The 15,119-nt window shown below is 60.8% G+C and carries 12 protein-coding genes and 2 tRNA genes; 6 read left to right on the top strand and 8 right to left on the bottom strand.

All coding sequences use genetic code 11. From position 1 onward, the window contains the following. Positions 1–3 precede the first annotated feature (3 nt). A complete protein-coding gene (locus tag GRO01_RS09405) occupies positions 4–957 on the bottom strand; it encodes a thioredoxin family protein (protein WP_062511202.1) in 954 nt (317 codons plus the stop codon). A gap of 171 nt (positions 958–1,128) precedes the next feature. Here GRO01_RS09405 and GRO01_RS09410 point away from each other — a divergent pair. Both GRO01_RS09410 and GRO01_RS09415 read left to right on the top strand, forming a co-directional pair. Further along, positions 1,129–1,203: transfer RNA gene (locus GRO01_RS09410), tRNA-Gly, on the top strand. A gap of 163 nt (positions 1,204–1,366) precedes the next feature. Beyond that, positions 1,367–2,743 (top strand): FAD/NAD(P)-binding protein, encoded by a 1,377-nt coding sequence (locus tag GRO01_RS09415; protein WP_062511203.1) that lies wholly within the window; start codon positions 1,367–1,369, stop codon positions 2,741–2,743. A gap of 9 nt (positions 2,744–2,752) precedes the next feature. Here the strand turns inward: GRO01_RS09415 and GRO01_RS09420 are convergent, their stop codons facing one another. From GRO01_RS09420 to GRO01_RS09435, 4 genes are all read right to left on the bottom strand, one after another. After that, entirely contained in the window at positions 2,753–4,357 is a 1,605-nt protein-coding gene (locus GRO01_RS09420; RefSeq protein WP_062511204.1) for a carbohydrate porin, read from the bottom strand. A 175-nt stretch (positions 4,358–4,532) separates the two neighbouring features. After that, positions 4,533–5,054 (bottom strand): inorganic diphosphatase, encoded by a 522-nt coding sequence (gene ppa, locus GRO01_RS09425; protein WP_062511500.1) that lies wholly within the window; start codon positions 5,052–5,054, stop codon positions 4,533–4,535. A 172-nt stretch (positions 5,055–5,226) separates the two neighbouring features. Beyond that, positions 5,227–5,628: an alcohol dehydrogenase subunit III gene (gene adhS / locus GRO01_RS09430; RefSeq protein WP_062511206.1), complete on the bottom strand. Its 402-nt coding sequence runs from the start codon at positions 5,626–5,628 to the stop codon at positions 5,227–5,229. Positions 5,629–5,770: 142 nt separating this feature from the next. Then, positions 5,771–7,939 carry an FUSC family protein gene (locus GRO01_RS09435; RefSeq protein ID WP_141306989.1) on the bottom strand — a complete coding sequence of 723 codons (2,169 nt, stop codon included), beginning with the start codon at positions 7,937–7,939 and terminating at the stop codon, positions 5,771–5,773. A gap of 218 nt (positions 7,940–8,157) precedes the next feature. Here GRO01_RS09435 and GRO01_RS09440 point away from each other — a divergent pair. The 3 genes from GRO01_RS09440 (at position 8,158) to GRO01_RS09450 (ending at position 10,559) form a co-directional block, all read left to right on the top strand. Beyond that, positions 8,158–8,231: transfer RNA gene (locus GRO01_RS09440), tRNA-Ile, on the top strand. A 76-nt stretch (positions 8,232–8,307) separates the two neighbouring features. Then, positions 8,308–9,987: an energy-dependent translational throttle protein EttA gene (ettA, locus tag GRO01_RS09445; RefSeq protein WP_062511210.1), complete on the top strand. Its 1,680-nt coding sequence runs from the start codon at positions 8,308–8,310 to the stop codon at positions 9,985–9,987. A 74-nt stretch (positions 9,988–10,061) separates the two neighbouring features. After that, entirely contained in the window at positions 10,062–10,559 is a 498-nt protein-coding gene (locus GRO01_RS09450) for a GNAT family N-acetyltransferase (protein ID WP_062511212.1), read from the top strand. On the opposite strand, the gene GRO01_RS09455 is transcribed toward GRO01_RS09450, so the two are convergent. From GRO01_RS09455 to GRO01_RS09465, 3 genes are read right to left on the bottom strand one after another with little or no spacing between them, the layout of a single operon-like run. Further along, entirely contained in the window at positions 10,546–12,150 is a 1,605-nt protein-coding gene (locus GRO01_RS09455) for a YybS family protein (RefSeq protein ID WP_141306967.1), read from the bottom strand. The two genes, GRO01_RS09450 and GRO01_RS09455, sit on opposite strands and share 14 nt — an antisense overlap. A 21-nt stretch (positions 12,151–12,171) precedes the next feature. Continuing rightward, entirely contained in the window at positions 12,172–12,765 is a 594-nt protein-coding gene (locus tag GRO01_RS09460; RefSeq protein ID WP_062511216.1) for an MlaC/ttg2D family ABC transporter substrate-binding protein, read from the bottom strand. A 10-nt stretch (positions 12,766–12,775) separates the two neighbouring features. Next, the gene (locus GRO01_RS09465; RefSeq protein ID WP_083541449.1) at positions 12,776–13,594 is read right to left on the bottom strand and encodes an MlaA family lipoprotein; all 819 of its coding nucleotides are present in this window, start codon (positions 13,592–13,594) and stop codon (positions 12,776–12,778) included. A 316-nt stretch (positions 13,595–13,910) separates the two neighbouring features. Between GRO01_RS09465 and GRO01_RS09470 the strand changes: the two genes are divergently transcribed. Then, the gene (locus GRO01_RS09470) at positions 13,911–15,071 is read left to right on the top strand and encodes an aldose epimerase family protein (protein WP_062511218.1); all 1,161 of its coding nucleotides are present in this window, start codon (positions 13,911–13,913) and stop codon (positions 15,069–15,071) included. The last annotated feature ends 48 nt before the right edge of the window (positions 15,072–15,119 follow it).

The following is a 15,119-nucleotide window of genomic DNA, read 5'->3' on the forward strand; positions in this document are numbered from 1 at the left end:
GGCTCACGAAAACAGAAGGGAGGAAAGTTTGCGTCGTGCAGTCAGAGTATCAGGATCGGTGTGTCCCCATGCTTCGAAAAAGCGCAGAAGCTCCGTTTTGGCTGCACCATCGTTCCAGTTCCGGTCCCTGCGGAGGATGTCCAGCAAAGTATCAGCAGCTTCTGCCCGCTGGCCTGCGCCATTGAGCGCGGCTGCCAGTTTGAGGCGCAGATCGAAATCGTCGGGTGCTGCCGCGCTCTGTTGACGCAGCGTGTCGAGTTCCGAGGCGGCTTTTGCACCTTCGACAGAGAGTGCCAGCGCAGCGCGGGCACCGGTGATTTCAGGATGAGTGTCCAGTTTCGTCGGAACCTGAGTGGAGGCATCCGCAGCAGCTTCCGGCTCCTTCAAGGCGATAAGCGCGCGGATCATGCCGCCCCAGGCTTCGGGGTTTTCGGGTTCGGCTTCCAGAAGCTGCGAAAAGAGACCAGCCGCCTGATCCACATGCCCGTCGGACAGCGCCTGACGGGCCGCCGACAGGATTTCCGTAGCGGGCATGACGTCACCGGCGAGTTTGAGAAGCGACTCCACGAACCGACGGATTTCGCTCTCCGGCTGGGCACCCTGGAAAAGATCGAGCACCTGACCTTTCCAGAAGGCCACCACGACGGGAATGGACTGAAGCGGCAGGCCCAGCTGTCCGAGCTGCGCGGCGAGGGCCTTGTTGGCTTCCACGTCCACCTTGACGAGCCGGACGCGACCGCCAGCGGCGCGGACAACCTTTTCAAGAACCGGCGTGAGCTGTTTGCATGGGCCGCACCATGGTGCCCAGAAATCTACCAGAACCGGGATGGTCCGGCTGGCTTCCACGACATCCGCCATGAAGCTGGACTGATCGGCGTCAATGATTGTGGCGGTTCCGTTGGCAGGCGCGCCTGTGGGGGACTGGCCAATCAGGTGTTCGTCGAATGTGCTGCTCATGGGGCGGAGACCGTTCGCTGGGAAGAAAAGTTACCTGAAAGATCGGGTGCACGGACGCCGTGTGCAAGTCCGCAAGGTGTCACCATGGGCATGGAACAGGATATTGCGCTGGAAATGAAAAATCCCTCTTGCGCGATGGCTCTGATTCGGTCATAAGCCCCTCCACGGAGTGCGGGCGTAGCTCAGGGGTAGAGCACAACCTTGCCAAGGTTGGGGTCGTGGGTTCGAATCCCATCGCCCGCTCCAGAAAATTTCCAGCACATTGAAAATTGCGGACTGTTCCCTTCTGGGGCAGGCTTTCTGATGCCCTGTTGAGCGGGTTTCGAGAGCGTCTGTTACGAAACGTCCCGCTCAGTTTCCTGCGCGTCAGCCATGCTTCACAGACGATCCTGTGGAGAAAAACGGCAGCATGTCCCTTTCAGACCGGCCCCTCATTGCCATTATCGGAGGCGGGGCGAGCGGAACGCTGCTGGCCTGGAACCTGCGTCGGCTGCATGTTGCGGCGCGGGTTGTCATAATTGATCCCGCTGAACGTCCCGCTGTCGGACTGGCTTATTCCACTCTGTCGCCCTGTCACTTTTTGAATGTGCCTGCGGGCGGCATGAGCGCCGTGGCGGATGATCCCGGGCATTTCCTACGCTGGGTTCAGGCGCATCATGATCCCGAAGCTATGCCCGGTCAGTTCATGCCGCGTGCCGTGTTTGGACAGTATCTGACCATGCTTTGGGCGGAAGCCTGTCCTGAATGGCGGCAGACAGCGGTGCTGTCGTGCCAGCGTGTCGCGGGTGGGCTGGAACTTCGTCTGGAGGATGACAGTGATCTGCGTGCGGATCAGGTTGTGCTGGCCACCGGCAATTTCGGTCCGGCGCCTGTCGCCCCCATAACGACGGAGCTGGCGCTGAGCGGGCGTTATCATCCATCCGGCTGGGAGAACGGCTTTTATGAGCGCATCGCTCCCGATGCTTCCGTCGTCCTGATCGGGACAGGCCTGACGTCCCTGGATGTGCTGATGCGGCTTCGGGAAAACGGCCATCGCGGAAGGGTTGTAGCGCTATCCCGTCACGGCTGGTGTTCGGAACGTCACGCGCCTTCCGCGCCGGCTGAGACGGATATTATCCCAGCCGGAACATCAGCGACGGCGCGCGCCTATTTCCTCGCGTTTAGGAGGAGTCTGGCCACAGGTGTGGGGTGGCGCAGTGCGGTTGATGCGCTGCGTCCACGGATCAATCCGCTCTGGCAGGCGCTGGATCTGGTGGAGAAGAAGCGCTTCCGACGGCATCTGCAAAGGCGCTGGGATATCGTGCGGCATCGGGTCGCGCCGGACGTGGCGGATTTCATGGCCGGGGAGTTTGCGAATGGTACGCTGGAGTGTCGGCAGGGACAGGTGACCCGTCTGGATCTTCATGAGGGCCAAGTCAGTCTCGAGGCCCGTACGAAAACCGGGTCCTTCACCCTGTCAGCCGATCATGTCGTGAACTGTACGGGGCCGAGCCGGGCGTATCGGCAGATGCAGAACACTCTTCCGCGCAGACTTCTGGAAGACGGGATGGTACGGGAGACGGCATTGGGTGGTCTGCACTGTTTTGAAGACGGATCGCTGACGGATGCTGCGGGGCACTGTTCCGGAGATCTGTTCGCGATCGGGCCCATGCGCTGGGGCGCGCTGTTCGAGACGACGGCCATTCCGGAAATCCGGCAGCAGGCGGCGGATCTGGCTGCCGTGCTGAAAGATCTCTGTGCAGGGGATGTCCGGGAAGCCGCGTGCGAAACGGTGCTTCCCGGATAACATTGGAACTCAGAAGAACTGGATGTGGCTCTTGAAGCCGAGCATCGCGGCGTCCTTGAGGGATTTCTGCGCGCCGGGACGGAAGAAGTACTGGAAGTCCGGTGCGAAGGTAATGCCGCGAAGCACGTGGATACGGTAGGTCGCTTCAAGCACTTCGCCAAATGTCTGCGGCGTCAGGGACCCGGCCATGAGGGGCAGTCCGTACATGGCCTGCAGACGTTCCGTTGCCGTGGCATTCTTGGAAACGCGCACATAGGTGAAGTTGATACCGATCGTATCCAGCGGACGGGATGCCCAGAATCCGCTGTCGATCAGACCTGCGGAATACTGCTGCGCCCTGAGCTGGGTGCGGGGGCTGTTGGCATACATGCCGCCCAGCAGGATCAGGCCTGCATCAGCATTGCCCTTGACGTGGTGACGCCAGACCATCTGATCTGCGAGTGCCCAGGCCGACCATGAATAGTTCAGGGTACGGGCGGGCAGGCCACTGATCACATACGGCTGTCCGTTCACGTCGTAATAGTTGTCCTTGTGGGGTGCGTTGTCGATCGCATAGCCGACCTTGTAATGGCCGGGCAGCTTGTCCTTGCCGAACAATGGCTCCCAGCCGGCTTCCATCGGGATGGCTTCGCCATGGATGTCCGCGCCGTTGAACTTGAAGCCGGTACGGTACTGCACGTTGTTGTAAATACCCGCCTGCGAGAAGTAGACGCCGGTCTGGATATAAGTGCTGGTGGTCGGACGTGTCCGCACGCGGAAGGCCCAGCTGGCATCCGGATAGGACGAATGGGTGATGTTGTCGGAAGATGCTTTGGGGTTTCCGCAGAACGCATTGTTCTGGAAGGTGCAGTAGAGCGGGCTGGCCGAGAAATCGTTCAGCAGCGGAATACGGCCGCCTGCCAGGTCCACACGGCCCTTGGCAATGGTCTCTTCCGCATAGGCGTAAACGAGATGGACGACCACGTTGCCGCCGGCACCGTAGATTTCGGAGCTCGGGTTGAGGTTGTCACCGAACATGCGGCTGGCGGGAATGCCGTAACGGCCGACGACAAGCGCATGGGTCGAGAAGCCGCGCACATTGGCGAGTTTTTCCCAGTCGATGTCGTTCTCAAGGCTGTACTGACCGGCATTGCTGCTGCCCTGACGCAGGCCATAGCCTTTGGTCGGGCTGGTGATGGCGCCCGAAAACTCGTTGGTCGTATCCATCATGATGGCCACGCCGCGGTCACGCAGCCAGGTGTTCCAGCCGAACGGATCGGTCAGGATGGCTTCCGGATGCGGCAGGGGCGGGACCCATTCATTGCCAAAATAGATCTGGTTCAGCGGTGTGTTGACGCGCTCGCTGGGGAGTTCGGAGTTTTCGGAAGGCCAGACGACCGGCGTGCTGGCCTGCTGCGGAGCGGTGACCTGGATCTGGGTGATCTTCTTGTCAGGACTGTAGCTCTGCGCTGTTGAGGGCGCCAGGCTCACACTGGAGCCCGTGCCGGAGGTTGCGGACGGTCGTGCGGTACCATCCTGAGCCGTGGTGCTTGTGGCTCCAAGGCTCTGGGCAATTGCGCAGGACGGAAGAAACGTGACCAGGCAGAGAGCTGCGTGGATATGGACTCGAGACAAGCCGCTGATTCCTTGGAAAGCAGGTTAGCATTGCCGCGATAACACGCATTTACCGGTAAAGATCATAAAATAATGTTACTTGTATCATTATAGCTCACAAATAGATGTGATAATGAATGAAAAAGCCCCTGTCTCCATAAGGAGGCAGGGGCCTGGGACGGAGAAAAACCGTCGATTACTTGGCGGCGTCGCGCGCTGCCATGATGACTTCGCCTGCTGCGGCCTTATCAGCCCAGCCCGTCACCTTGACCCACTTGTTGGGCTCGAGATCCTTGTAGCGCTCGAAGAAATGCGTGATCGCCTTCTTCGTGATCTCCGGCAGGTCGTCCACGGAATGCACATTGGTGAACTGCGGATGCACCTTGTCATGCGGGACGCAGATGATTTTCTCGTCCTGTCCGCTCTCATCTTCCATCTTCAGCATGCCGATCGGACGGGCACGGATCACGGAGCCCGGCACAACAGCGGCAGGCGTCAGGACAAGGGCGTCGGCCGGATCGCCATCAGCGGCCAGCGTGCCTGGAATGAAGCCATAAGCGGCCGGATAGGCCATCGGCGTGAAAAGGAAACGGTCAACGATGAGCGCACCGCTGTCCTTGTCCACTTCGTACTTCACCTGCGAACCCTGCGGGATTTCGATGACGACATTGATGTCGTTGGGCAGGTCCTTGCCGGGCGAGATCTTGGAAACGTCCATGATGTTCATGTCCTGAACTGTTTGGAGAGGCGGGGATATTACCGGCGCCCGTGGCCTCTGCCCAGAGTGGAAAGGGGAGAAGTCCGGCCCGGTCGTGTGAAGTAGCCATAAAAAAGCTCCCCATACCGTCCGGCATGGGGAGCTTTTGAAGATCCGGTCCCTGCGAAAGGGTTCAGAGCATCGGCTGTGCAGCCTTGACGGCGGCGTGACAGGCGGCGCGGCGGTCGTCTTCGTTCGTGTAGGCTACGAGGTAGTAGCGCTTGCCGTTGCTGTCGAAATAACCGGCGGAACCCAGGGCGTAGTCGAAGTTGCCGACCGTCTGCTCGGTTGCCTTGTACTTCTCGCTCAGTCCGTAAAGGACGGGGTTGCCCTCGTCATAGGACACGTACTGCTGCTCGACGCAGTAGTTCATGATGCCAGCAAGGTTGGTGGGCGAAACGCCCGTGAAGTCCTTGCCAGGCGTACCCTGGACGGCCGGCGGGGGCGGCGGGGACTGTTCCTGTGCCATGGCAGCCTGGGAAGCCAGACCCAGCCCGAGGGCGAGGCCGAGGACGGGCACGATACGACGAAACATCACGGTATCCTTAGTTCTGAAACCCTGTCGTCCGCGGTCACCCGCGGCTGAAACCGAAACATTCCCCCGTTTTCCGCAAAAGGGAAGTGTGTTGCAGAACATTTCTTCGTGATCAGTTCGTGAGAATTGTGTCAGGCTGGATTCAGCCTGTGGATTCCAGTTCGGCTGGGCTGACCGAAGGATCGAAATACGGGCTGCTGGCATCGAAGAAAACGCGGTTCGTGTCCAGTTCGGTGGCGATGACATCCAGACTGGTCAGTGCTGCAATCAGCACGAAACGTTCGCGGGGACGGGCTTCATCACGCTCGCAGGTCCGTAGGCGCAGAATCGCGAGTTTCGTGGCCCGGAGTGTCCGGCCGTAATGACCGTGATAGCGTCCGCTGAAATGGCTCATTCGGCCCATGACGAGCGCGAGCGCCTGTCGTGCGGCGGCTCCCAGCCGGGTATCGCGCCGGATGGCTTGAAGCCGCAGCAGGTTGAGCATGACGCGCATCCCCGACAGGATGCCGGTGAGATAGGCCTGAATGACGGGAGAAGGTGTCGAACCGGAATTGGTCATGAGGCGCACGAAGCGATCCACGTTGCGCGGGACCACGCTGTCCACCGTTTCCTGCGCGTGGCCATCGGCAATGCGGTGGAGATCCCGCAGGATGTGTTCGCGCATGGTCCAGCGCTGGTGCGCGGGATCATAAGGCAGGAAAACGCGGTACATCCAGGAGGCGTAGAGCAGGCCCAGCACCAGCGGCAGGGCGGTATTGAAATAGACGATTTCGTCTGTTTTCGCCTGATTGGACGGGCCGATGAGGATGGGCAGGAACAGGTTGTAGGAAACGGCCGGAAGGGTCAGCGGCGGATAGGCAAAGGCCAGACCGCCAAGCATCATCGCCAGTCCGGACCACATGCCGAGCATCTCGAATGTCGTCGATTTGCCCATCAGGGCCAGATTGAGCACGCCGGCTGCGATGACCGCACAGCAGGCGCCGCGCAGGAAGGCCTGTGTGGCGAGTGCCGGGCGCTCCAGTGTGGAGAACAGGCTGCACACGATGCAGACGAACATGATGAAGGTCAGTCCGCTGGGCCATGCCGTGCAGATCCAGATCAGGCCTGCGCCAAAGACCGTGACGGAGGAGCGCAGACTGTTGGTGATGGCCTGCTGCCAGTCGCGATAGGAGCGGATCGGTGAATGGAAATGGTCGTGAGGCTGCGGGTGGCGGCTGGCCTCGAACTGGGTCAGGGCCATGCGGAGCGCGTCGATCAGTTCGACGAGGGCCTGCTGAAGCATGCCGTGGCGCAGAACGGCCGCGCGCGCCGTATCGTCCGGCTGGGCGGTGCTGAAATCCGAGACGACCTTCTGGCGGCACTGACGGCGCAGGGTCAGCAGATCCGACAGGATATTGTCCATGGGTTCCGTCCCCTCCAGCCGGGCCGGAAGTTTCAGGAAAATATCGCGGATGGCATTGGCTTCGCGACGGAATGTGTCGTCCTGACTGAGGGGCAGGCGCATAAGGGTCGCAAGATCAAGGGCGCGGGCGAGCAGTACAGCAATATCGGCCAGAGCTGCGCGGGCGTGGTCTCCGGCATGGTCGCGACGGCCGAGTTCGACTTCCGCGAACTCCACCTGATCGCCGAGTGTCGTAATCTGGGTGAAGATAGCCTGCACGTTCTGCATCGCCCCTTCCTTGCCGACGAGGATACCGGCAATGGCGGTCAGGGCGGGCTTAAGCGTGTCCTCGAACGTACTGGCGAGCTGGTGTCGTGTGCGTTTGGTCAGGCCGAGCTGGAACAGGCCGGAAATCGAGGCTTCGAGCACGATGCCGAGCAGGATGTAGGTGGCGCGCGACATCGCGATAGCGAAGATGTGGTGCGGGTCTGCAATGCCGTCGAGCGAGACGATGGCGTAGGTGAAGCCCGAGGCGCGCATGCCGTGGATGCGGTAATTCGTCATCGACGCCGGACCGGGCATGAACGTGCCGATCATGCAGAACGTGCCAATCCCGACCGCCAGCAGGAGAATGAACATCAGCGGCGCCTGCGGGAAGGCCGCGACCAGCGCAATGCCGCTGATGACGCCGACCACCATGCCGAACAGGTGCCATTTGGCCTTCGCAAGGCTGCGTCCGCGTGTGCCCTGTGCGACCATCCAGACGGTCAGTGCGGCCCATTGCGGGCTGCCGAGCTCCATCCACAGCGCGATGCCAAGGGCGAGGAGGGATGTGCAGGTGGTGCGGAGCGCATATCCGGCCATGACCGGATCGGGGGCATAGAGCCATCGCAGTTTGCGAATGAGTGCGACCGGCCCGGCCTGTATCATGTCAGATGCGAACTTCTTGGTATTTGTGCGGTATTTGCAGGCATCGGACATCCCTTCGGGCAATACGGACCAGTGAGGCCATCTCGCAACGGCAGCAAAGGTCGCCTGAACGGCCTTTCGGGAACGGGAAGGCGTGACACACTAACTTAAAAAGACACATTCCACCATGTCGGCCCTTGCAAAAAGACCCGAGTTGGGCGATTTCGGACTGCACCCGCGCGCCTGTAGCTCAATTGGTTAGAGCCGGCCGCTCATAACGGCTTGGTTGGGGGTTCGAGTCCCTCCGGGCGCACGGTGTGCCAACCTGATTCCTGCGGGACATCTGTTCCGCTTCTTCCCCGCCCATCCACCGATCGAGGAGACCTCCCATGGCCGCCTACCAGTACGTCTATGTCATGAAGGACCTCACCAAGTCCTATCCGGGTGGGCGTGAAGTCTTCAAGGGCATCACCCTGTCCTTCCTGCCGGGTGTGAAGATCGGCGTCCTTGGTGTGAACGGCGCGGGTAAGTCCACGCTGCTCAAGATCATGGCCGGCATCGAGAAGGAATATGGCGGTGAAGCCTGGGCCGCTGAAGGCGCACGCATCGGCTATCTCGAGCAGGAGCCGAAGCTCGATGAGAGCCTGACGGTCGGCGAGAACGTCGCCCAGGGTTTCGGTGAGCTGAAGAAGGCCGTGGACCGCTTCAACGAGATCTCGATGAAGTTCGCCGAGCCGATGTCCGACGACGAGATGACGGCACTTCTGGCCGAGCAGGCCGATCTTCAGGAAAAGATCGACGCTGGTGACGGCTGGGAGCTGGATCGCAAGCTCGAAATCGCGCTCGATGCCCTGCGCTGCCCGTCCGCCGACAGCCCGGTGACGAACCTCTCCGGTGGTGAGAAGCGCCGCGTAGCGCTGTGCCGCCTGCTGCTCGAAAAGCCCGACATCCTGCTGCTCGATGAGCCGACCAACCATCTCGATGCCGAGAGCGTCAGCTGGCTTGAAAAGACGCTGCGTGACTATGCCGGCACCGTCATGGTCATCACCCATGACCGTTACTTCCTCGACAACGTCACCAACTGGATCCTCGAAATCGAGCGTGGCCGCGGCTATCCGTTCGAAGGCAACTATTCCTCCTGGCTGACCCAGAAGCGCAAGCGTCTGGCCCAGGAAGAGAAGGAAGAGAGCGCCCGCCAGCGTGCTCTGGCCGCCGAGCAGGAATGGATTTCCAGCTCGCCCAAGGCCCGTCAGGCCAAGAGCAAGGCGCGTATCACGAAGTACGAGGAAATGCTGGCCGCCAATGCCGAGAAGGCTGGTGGCACAGCGGACATCGTCATCACGCCGGGTCCGCGTCTGGGTGGAACGGTCATCGAGGCCGAGAACCTCACGAAGGGCTTTGGCGACCGTCTGCTGATCGACAATCTCAGCTTCAAGCTGCCGCCGGGCGGCATCGTGGGTGTGATCGGGCCGAACGGCGCGGGTAAATCCACGCTGTTCAAGATGATCACCGGCGACGACAAGCCCGATGGCGGTTCGCTCAAGATCGGCGAGACGGTGAAACTGGGTTATGTGGACCAGTCCCGAAACACGCTTGATGACAACAAGACGGTCTGGGAAGAAATTTCCGGCGGCACGGATGTCATCCATCTCGGCAAGCGCACGGTTCCGTCGCGGGCCTATGTGGGCGCGTTTAACTTCAAGGGCTCTGACCAGCAGAAGCGCGTGGGCGTCCTGTCCGGTGGTGAGCGTAACCGCGTCCATCTGGCCAAGATGCTCAAGCAGGATAGCAACGTCATCCTGCTTGACGAACCGACCAATGATCTTGACGTCGATACACTGCGTGCTCTCGAAGACGCTCTGGCGGAATTCGCAGGCTGCGCCGTGATCATCACTCATGACCGCTGGTTCCTTGACCGTCTGGCCACGCATATCCTCGCTTTCGAGGGTGACAGCCATGTCGAGTGGTTCGAAGGCAACTTCCAGGACTACGAAGCCGACAAGCGTCGCCGTCTGGGCCCGGATGCGACCGAGCCCGGCCGGATCAAGTATCGCCCGCTGGCCCGCTGATCCGGCGTTTTCCCCTCGGCGGGCGGGATATCCCGTTCGCTTGGGGGCTATGCTGAAGGCCCGGGGAGAGCTGCGTGCTGGGGCGTGAAATCCGTACCGCCCGGCTTGTTCTGACTCCGGTCAACTGGCCGGACCTCGAAGACATGGTGGCGCTCAAGGGCAATGCCGGAGCGTTCGCGCGGATGCTGGGCGGTGTCCGCAACCGCACCACGACCGAGCAGGAAATGGCGGAGGACGTCAGTTTCTGGGCCAGACGTAATGTCGGAATTTTTTCCATCCGCGAAAACGGCCGCTTCGTCGGCATCACGGGCGTGCATGAACGCCCCGACGGACGCGGTCTCGGACTGCGCTTTTCCATTTTTCCATGGGCCGCCGGGCGCGGCATCGCCCGCGAAGCCGCAGCCGCTGCCCTGCGTTATGTGCTCGACAGTGGCGAGAAGCGGATCGTCGCCGTTACGCGGGAAGACAATCTGGCCTCGCGTACAGTTTTGGGCAGTCTGGGACTGCGTCACACCACCACCTTCGATCGCGATGGTGACACGATGTTCCTCTACGAAATCACGGCGGACTGACGCGGCTCTGGTTCTCGCGGGGACGCAGGACGTGCAGGGACGGGAAGCCTTCGACCGGCATGTACAGGGTCGCCAGCCTCTCCTTGATGCAGTTGAAGAACGGCCGGACGGTAAGGGACGTGGGATCAGTTTCCGGCGTATAGCCGATCAGCGGCGGAGGGTCTGTCAGCAGGTTCTGGCACAGGTCGTGAGGATAGCCCGGGACTGGATGCCGGGCATAAACCGCGTCCCAGGGCAGATACTCGTAATAGCCGTAAGGCGGGCGCCGGTCCGCCATCCAGTAGAATTCCGGCATATAGGGCAGCATCAGGATGGGTTGTCCGGGTGGGACAAGTGATCTGACCTTGAGACTGATGGCATCGTCAATCGGCTGATAGATCGTGTAAGGCGGTTTATGCGTGCTGTCGTGATAGCTCCAGCTGAAAGGAGTATTGGTGGCAAGATGGCTGCTGCCCCAGAGTGCCAGAACCATCCCGATGGAACCGGTCAGGGCTGCGCGGGACAGAATCCGGCTGCTGCCTGCCTGTCGTTCAAGACATCCCCCGAGAGCCAGCCCGGCAAGCGCGAAAGCCATAATGAGGGTCTGGCCATCCTTGAAGCCGGCCGCAGCGCGGGCATTGAGAAGGAGGATGCCCGCAAACCCGATCAGGATGGCCACCCGGTTTCGGCCCGGGCGCCTGTACAGCAGCATCGGGAGCGATGCGGCGAGGATGAGATGGGCGAGGGTGGGATAAAACTCTTCCCCCCGGAATGAGGGCACGAGAGACAGCAGAAAAGTTTTGGGTCCGAAGTGGATGAACGGAGCGTAGGCAATCTGGTTGAAGAGGATGTGGAAGACCACGAAGCTTCCGAAATCCGAATAGCGCCAGAACCACAGGCCAAGCATCAGAACAGCAAGGACGGCGCCGCTCGCAAACGCCCGGATAGCCCTGTCTCCCTGCTTCCGTGCGAGAAGCCAGAGGGCCGGTATCACAATCAGGAGCATGCCCGGGCCGTAGGCATAGGCGCAGCCCAGGATCAGGATCAGGCATATGCCTGCAAGTGCCGAGGGGAGAACTGATGGCGTTTTTCCGAACCATGCAGGCACCACGAACAGTGCCAGCAGGCAGACCGCCAGAAACCCGGCCACCGGGTAGAAACTGACCATGTAAAAGGCGTCCATCAGCCAGTAGGACGCAATCCCTCCGATGAAAACCGTACTGGCGAGAACACGGTGACGGACGTCGGACAGGGCTGATGTTACGCTGAGGCAGGCCGCTGCCATGAGAGCCAGTACCGGCAGGAGCAGCCGTGCGCCCTGCGGGAAATGCCAGCCGAACAGGGCGCCATAGAACTGGGACAGCATGAAGATGACCGGCCCGTGTGAGTCTACATACGAGACGTAGAGCCTGCCCCCCTCATTCAGCATCCGCCCGCCCAGCAGATGCTCGCCCTCATCGCAGAATGACAGAAACCATAGGCCTTTCCAGCAGGCCCATCCGAAGACTGTTAGACAGGAAAGGACGAAGGCCGACAGAACGACGGCCTGAAAACCGAAACCGGATACAAAAACGGACGGCTTCCGCAGGGAAAGCCGTCCGTTTCGGGACATCACGGTTTCAGAAGCCGTAGCTTACTGGTGATGGGTCAACTGACGTTCGAGGGCGGCGTTCAGCGCATCGACGTCGCCGTTATGGCGGGCCAAATAGGAGCTGTAATCGCCGCGCTGGTTCATGCGCAGGCTGGCCCCTTCGCCATACATGTCCACGACCTTGGGCGGATTGCCGCCGATGATGAGCTGCATGTTGACTTCAGGCTGGCCCGGACGGTCGATCAGCGCATTGACGCGCTCGCCTTCCGGCGTCGAGGTCGTCGTCGTAACGCGGAAGCTCACGCCCTGATAGTTGCCGATCTGGTCCGTGATGGTGTTGACCAGAACCTGATCGAACAGGGAAATGTATTTGTCACGCTGGGCCGGAGTGGCGGTGCGCCAGTACTTGCCGAGGCAGTAGCGGCCGATCCCGGTGATATCGACGTTCTCCTTGAGCAGGGGGAGAACCTCTTTCTTCTTTTCGTCCAGTGACTTGCCCGAATTGACAACGGTAGCCAGACGGCCGCCGAAGGAGTTCACGAAATCCGTCGCCGTGCTGGCGTGAGCGGCCCCTGTTGCGACGGCGAGGGAGACGACGGCACCAAGAACAGTGCGGCGCGAAAATACGTTGAACATGTCGTTGTCCTCAGTTGTACCAGTCAGGGGTGGTTGCGCGATCATCGCCCTTGATGGTGTCGATCTGGCTCTGACGGTTCTGCTGCCACGCACTCCGGATATAGGAGTACGGGTCCAGACTGTCCTGCTCGAGATGATCGATCTGGTCGATGGAACTGGCGTAACCTTCCATGGTCCCGGCCACGTTGTAAGCCCAGTTGAAGGTTAGCAGATCATAACCGCGGGGCACATAGTTGATCGGCGTCAGACCCTGGCTGATGCCATAGCCGATGCCGTCACGGATGTTGGTCGGGCCAACAAACGGGACGAACAGGTAAGGACCGCTCTTCACGCCCCAAGTGCCCAGCGTCAGGCCAGGATCGGTTTCATGCTGCTTGTAGCCGACGAGGCCTGCTACATCGAAGAAACCGGCCACGCCCGCACTCATGTTGATCGCAAAGCGCATGAAGGCGTCTCCGGCGCGACGCGGCTTGCCCGCGCCGACATCAGAGAAGAACACCGAAGGCTCGCGCCAAGTTTCATTCACGTTCGCAATGGAGTGGCGGACAGGCTTGGGAATGGCCCAGATCCAGGCTTTGCCCACCGGGCGCAGGACCTTGTGATAGGCCCACATCTGGATGTTGTACATCTTGCGGTTGGCGGGCTCGTAGGGGTCATTTGCGGCCTTATAATCCGCAAGATCGTCCGGGTCCTTCGGAGGTGGATTCCGCAGCGAGCTACAGGCGCCGAGCGTCAGCAGGGCGAGCGCACCCGCAAGAGCCCTGCTGCGCCGTAACATACGACGCGAGCGCGTCTCCCGGATACTGTTTTCGTCCTGCCGAAAGTCCATAACCATCCTCAAAATGCCCTTCCCGGCCCTGCGCTCACGAAGAAGTCACAGGAAAACGGAAATTTTCATAATCCGTTCCCTGCAGGACTCCATGAAACCCGATCGGCCACGCGCCATCCGTCGCGGAAAACTGCGGAGGGGCGTAGTCATAACGTATCCTCCGTTAGCCTGCATCACTGTATGTCTGCAAATGCTGGCGGTTTGAAGAGGAGAACTGCTTTAGCGATCCAGATGGGTTCCGGTCGCTTTCCGCGCTTTGACCCCCGCGGTTTTTTGGGAGCAGTGTGGCCCCAACTCAACACCCGGGAGTTTTTCCATGACCAGATTCTTCGGCCCCAAGACCGCACTTCTCGCAACGGTTGCTGCGCTCTCTGTCAGCGCAGGTGTGGCGCAGGCCCGTCCCACTGTTGCAAGCCAGCCCTGGGGCAGCACGCCCGACGGCAAGCCCGTGCGGATCGTGACGCTCAAAAATGGTCTCGGCACGACGGCCCGCGTCATCACCTATGGCGGTATCATCCAGTCCGTCGAGACGCCGGATCGTGCGGGCCATCCGCAGGACATCGTGCTCGGCTTTGACAATCTGAAGGGCTACACGGTCGATAGTGCGAAGGGCGGCCTGTTCTTCGGTGCCATCATCGGCCGCTATGCCAACCGTCTTGCCGGTGGCAACTTCCCCGTCGAAGGCAAGGTCTACCACACGGATGTGACGGCTCCGCCGAATGCCCTGCATGGCGGCAAGAAGGGTTTCGACAAGAACGTCTGGACGATCGAAAAGACCGGCACCAATGCCAGTGGCGCGTATCTGACGCTCAAGCTGGTCAGCCCGGACGGTGATCAGGGTTTCCCCGGCAAGCTGACGACGCATGTGACCTATACGCTCGGCACGGATAATGCCCTGTCATTGCATTATGTCGCCACGACCGATGCGCCAACGGTCCTGAACCTGACGAATCACAGCTACTGGAATCTGAACGGTGAGGGTTCAGGCTCTATCGAGCCGGAAGTCCTCCAGATCAATGCCGATGGCTTCACGCCAACCGACGCCACATCCATTCCGACCGGCCAGATCGCGCCTGTTGCCGGGACGCCGCTCGATTTCAGCAAGCCGACCGTGATCGGGGACCGTCTGCGCAGCAACGATCCGCAGATGATGTATGCGCGTGGCTATGACATGAACTGGGTCGTCAACGGGCCTTACGGTCAGGCACCGCGTCTGGCAGGCAAGGTCTATGATCCGCGTTCAGGCCGGACTATGGAAATCCTGACGAACCAGCCGGGTCTGCAGGTCTATACGTCCAACTCGCTGGATGGCGGCTATGCCGGTGTGTCCGGTCATGCCTATCGTCAGGGCGACGCGATTGCGTTCGAGGCCGAGCACTATCCTGACAGCCCGAACCACCCGTCTTTCCCGACGACCGAGCTGAAGCCGGGACAGACCTTCGATTACACGACAACGTTCAAATTCTCGAACCAGTAAAAATCGGCCGGGTCCGGGGTGAAGGCTCCGGACCTAACTTGAAGCCGC

It is taken from the genome of Gluconobacter roseus NBRC 3990 (assembly GCF_006538885.1).
GTDB classification, from domain to species: Bacteria; Pseudomonadota; Alphaproteobacteria; order Acetobacterales; family Acetobacteraceae; genus Gluconobacter; species Gluconobacter roseus.

Coding starts and splice junctions, on each gene's coding strand:
- GRO01_RS09465 (WP_083541449.1), bottom strand. CDS start 13,594: ATGGACTTTCGGCAGGACGAAAACAGTATCCGGGAGACGCGCTCGCGT.
- GRO01_RS09405 (WP_062511202.1), bottom strand. CDS start 957: ATGAGCAGCACATTCGACGAACACCTGATTGGCCAGTCCCCCACAGGC.
- ppa (WP_062511500.1), bottom strand. CDS start 5,054: ATGGACGTTTCCAAGATCTCGCCCGGCAAGGACCTGCCCAACGACATC.
- GRO01_RS09455 (WP_141306967.1), bottom strand. CDS start 12,150: ATGTCCCGAAACGGACGGCTTTCCCTGCGGAAGCCGTCCGTTTTTGTA.
- GRO01_RS09435 (WP_141306989.1), bottom strand. CDS start 7,939: ATGATACAGGCCGGGCCGGTCGCACTCATTCGCAAACTGCGATGGCTC.
- GRO01_RS09470 (WP_062511218.1), top strand. CDS start 13,911: ATGACCAGATTCTTCGGCCCCAAGACCGCACTTCTCGCAACGGTTGCT.
- GRO01_RS09415 (WP_062511203.1), top strand. CDS start 1,367: ATGTCCCTTTCAGACCGGCCCCTCATTGCCATTATCGGAGGCGGGGCG.
- adhS (WP_062511206.1), bottom strand. CDS start 5,628: ATGTTTCGTCGTATCGTGCCCGTCCTCGGCCTCGCCCTCGGGCTGGGT.
- ettA (WP_062511210.1), top strand. CDS start 8,308: ATGGCCGCCTACCAGTACGTCTATGTCATGAAGGACCTCACCAAGTCC.
- GRO01_RS09460 (WP_062511216.1), bottom strand. CDS start 12,765: ATGTTCAACGTATTTTCGCGCCGCACTGTTCTTGGTGCCGTCGTCTCC.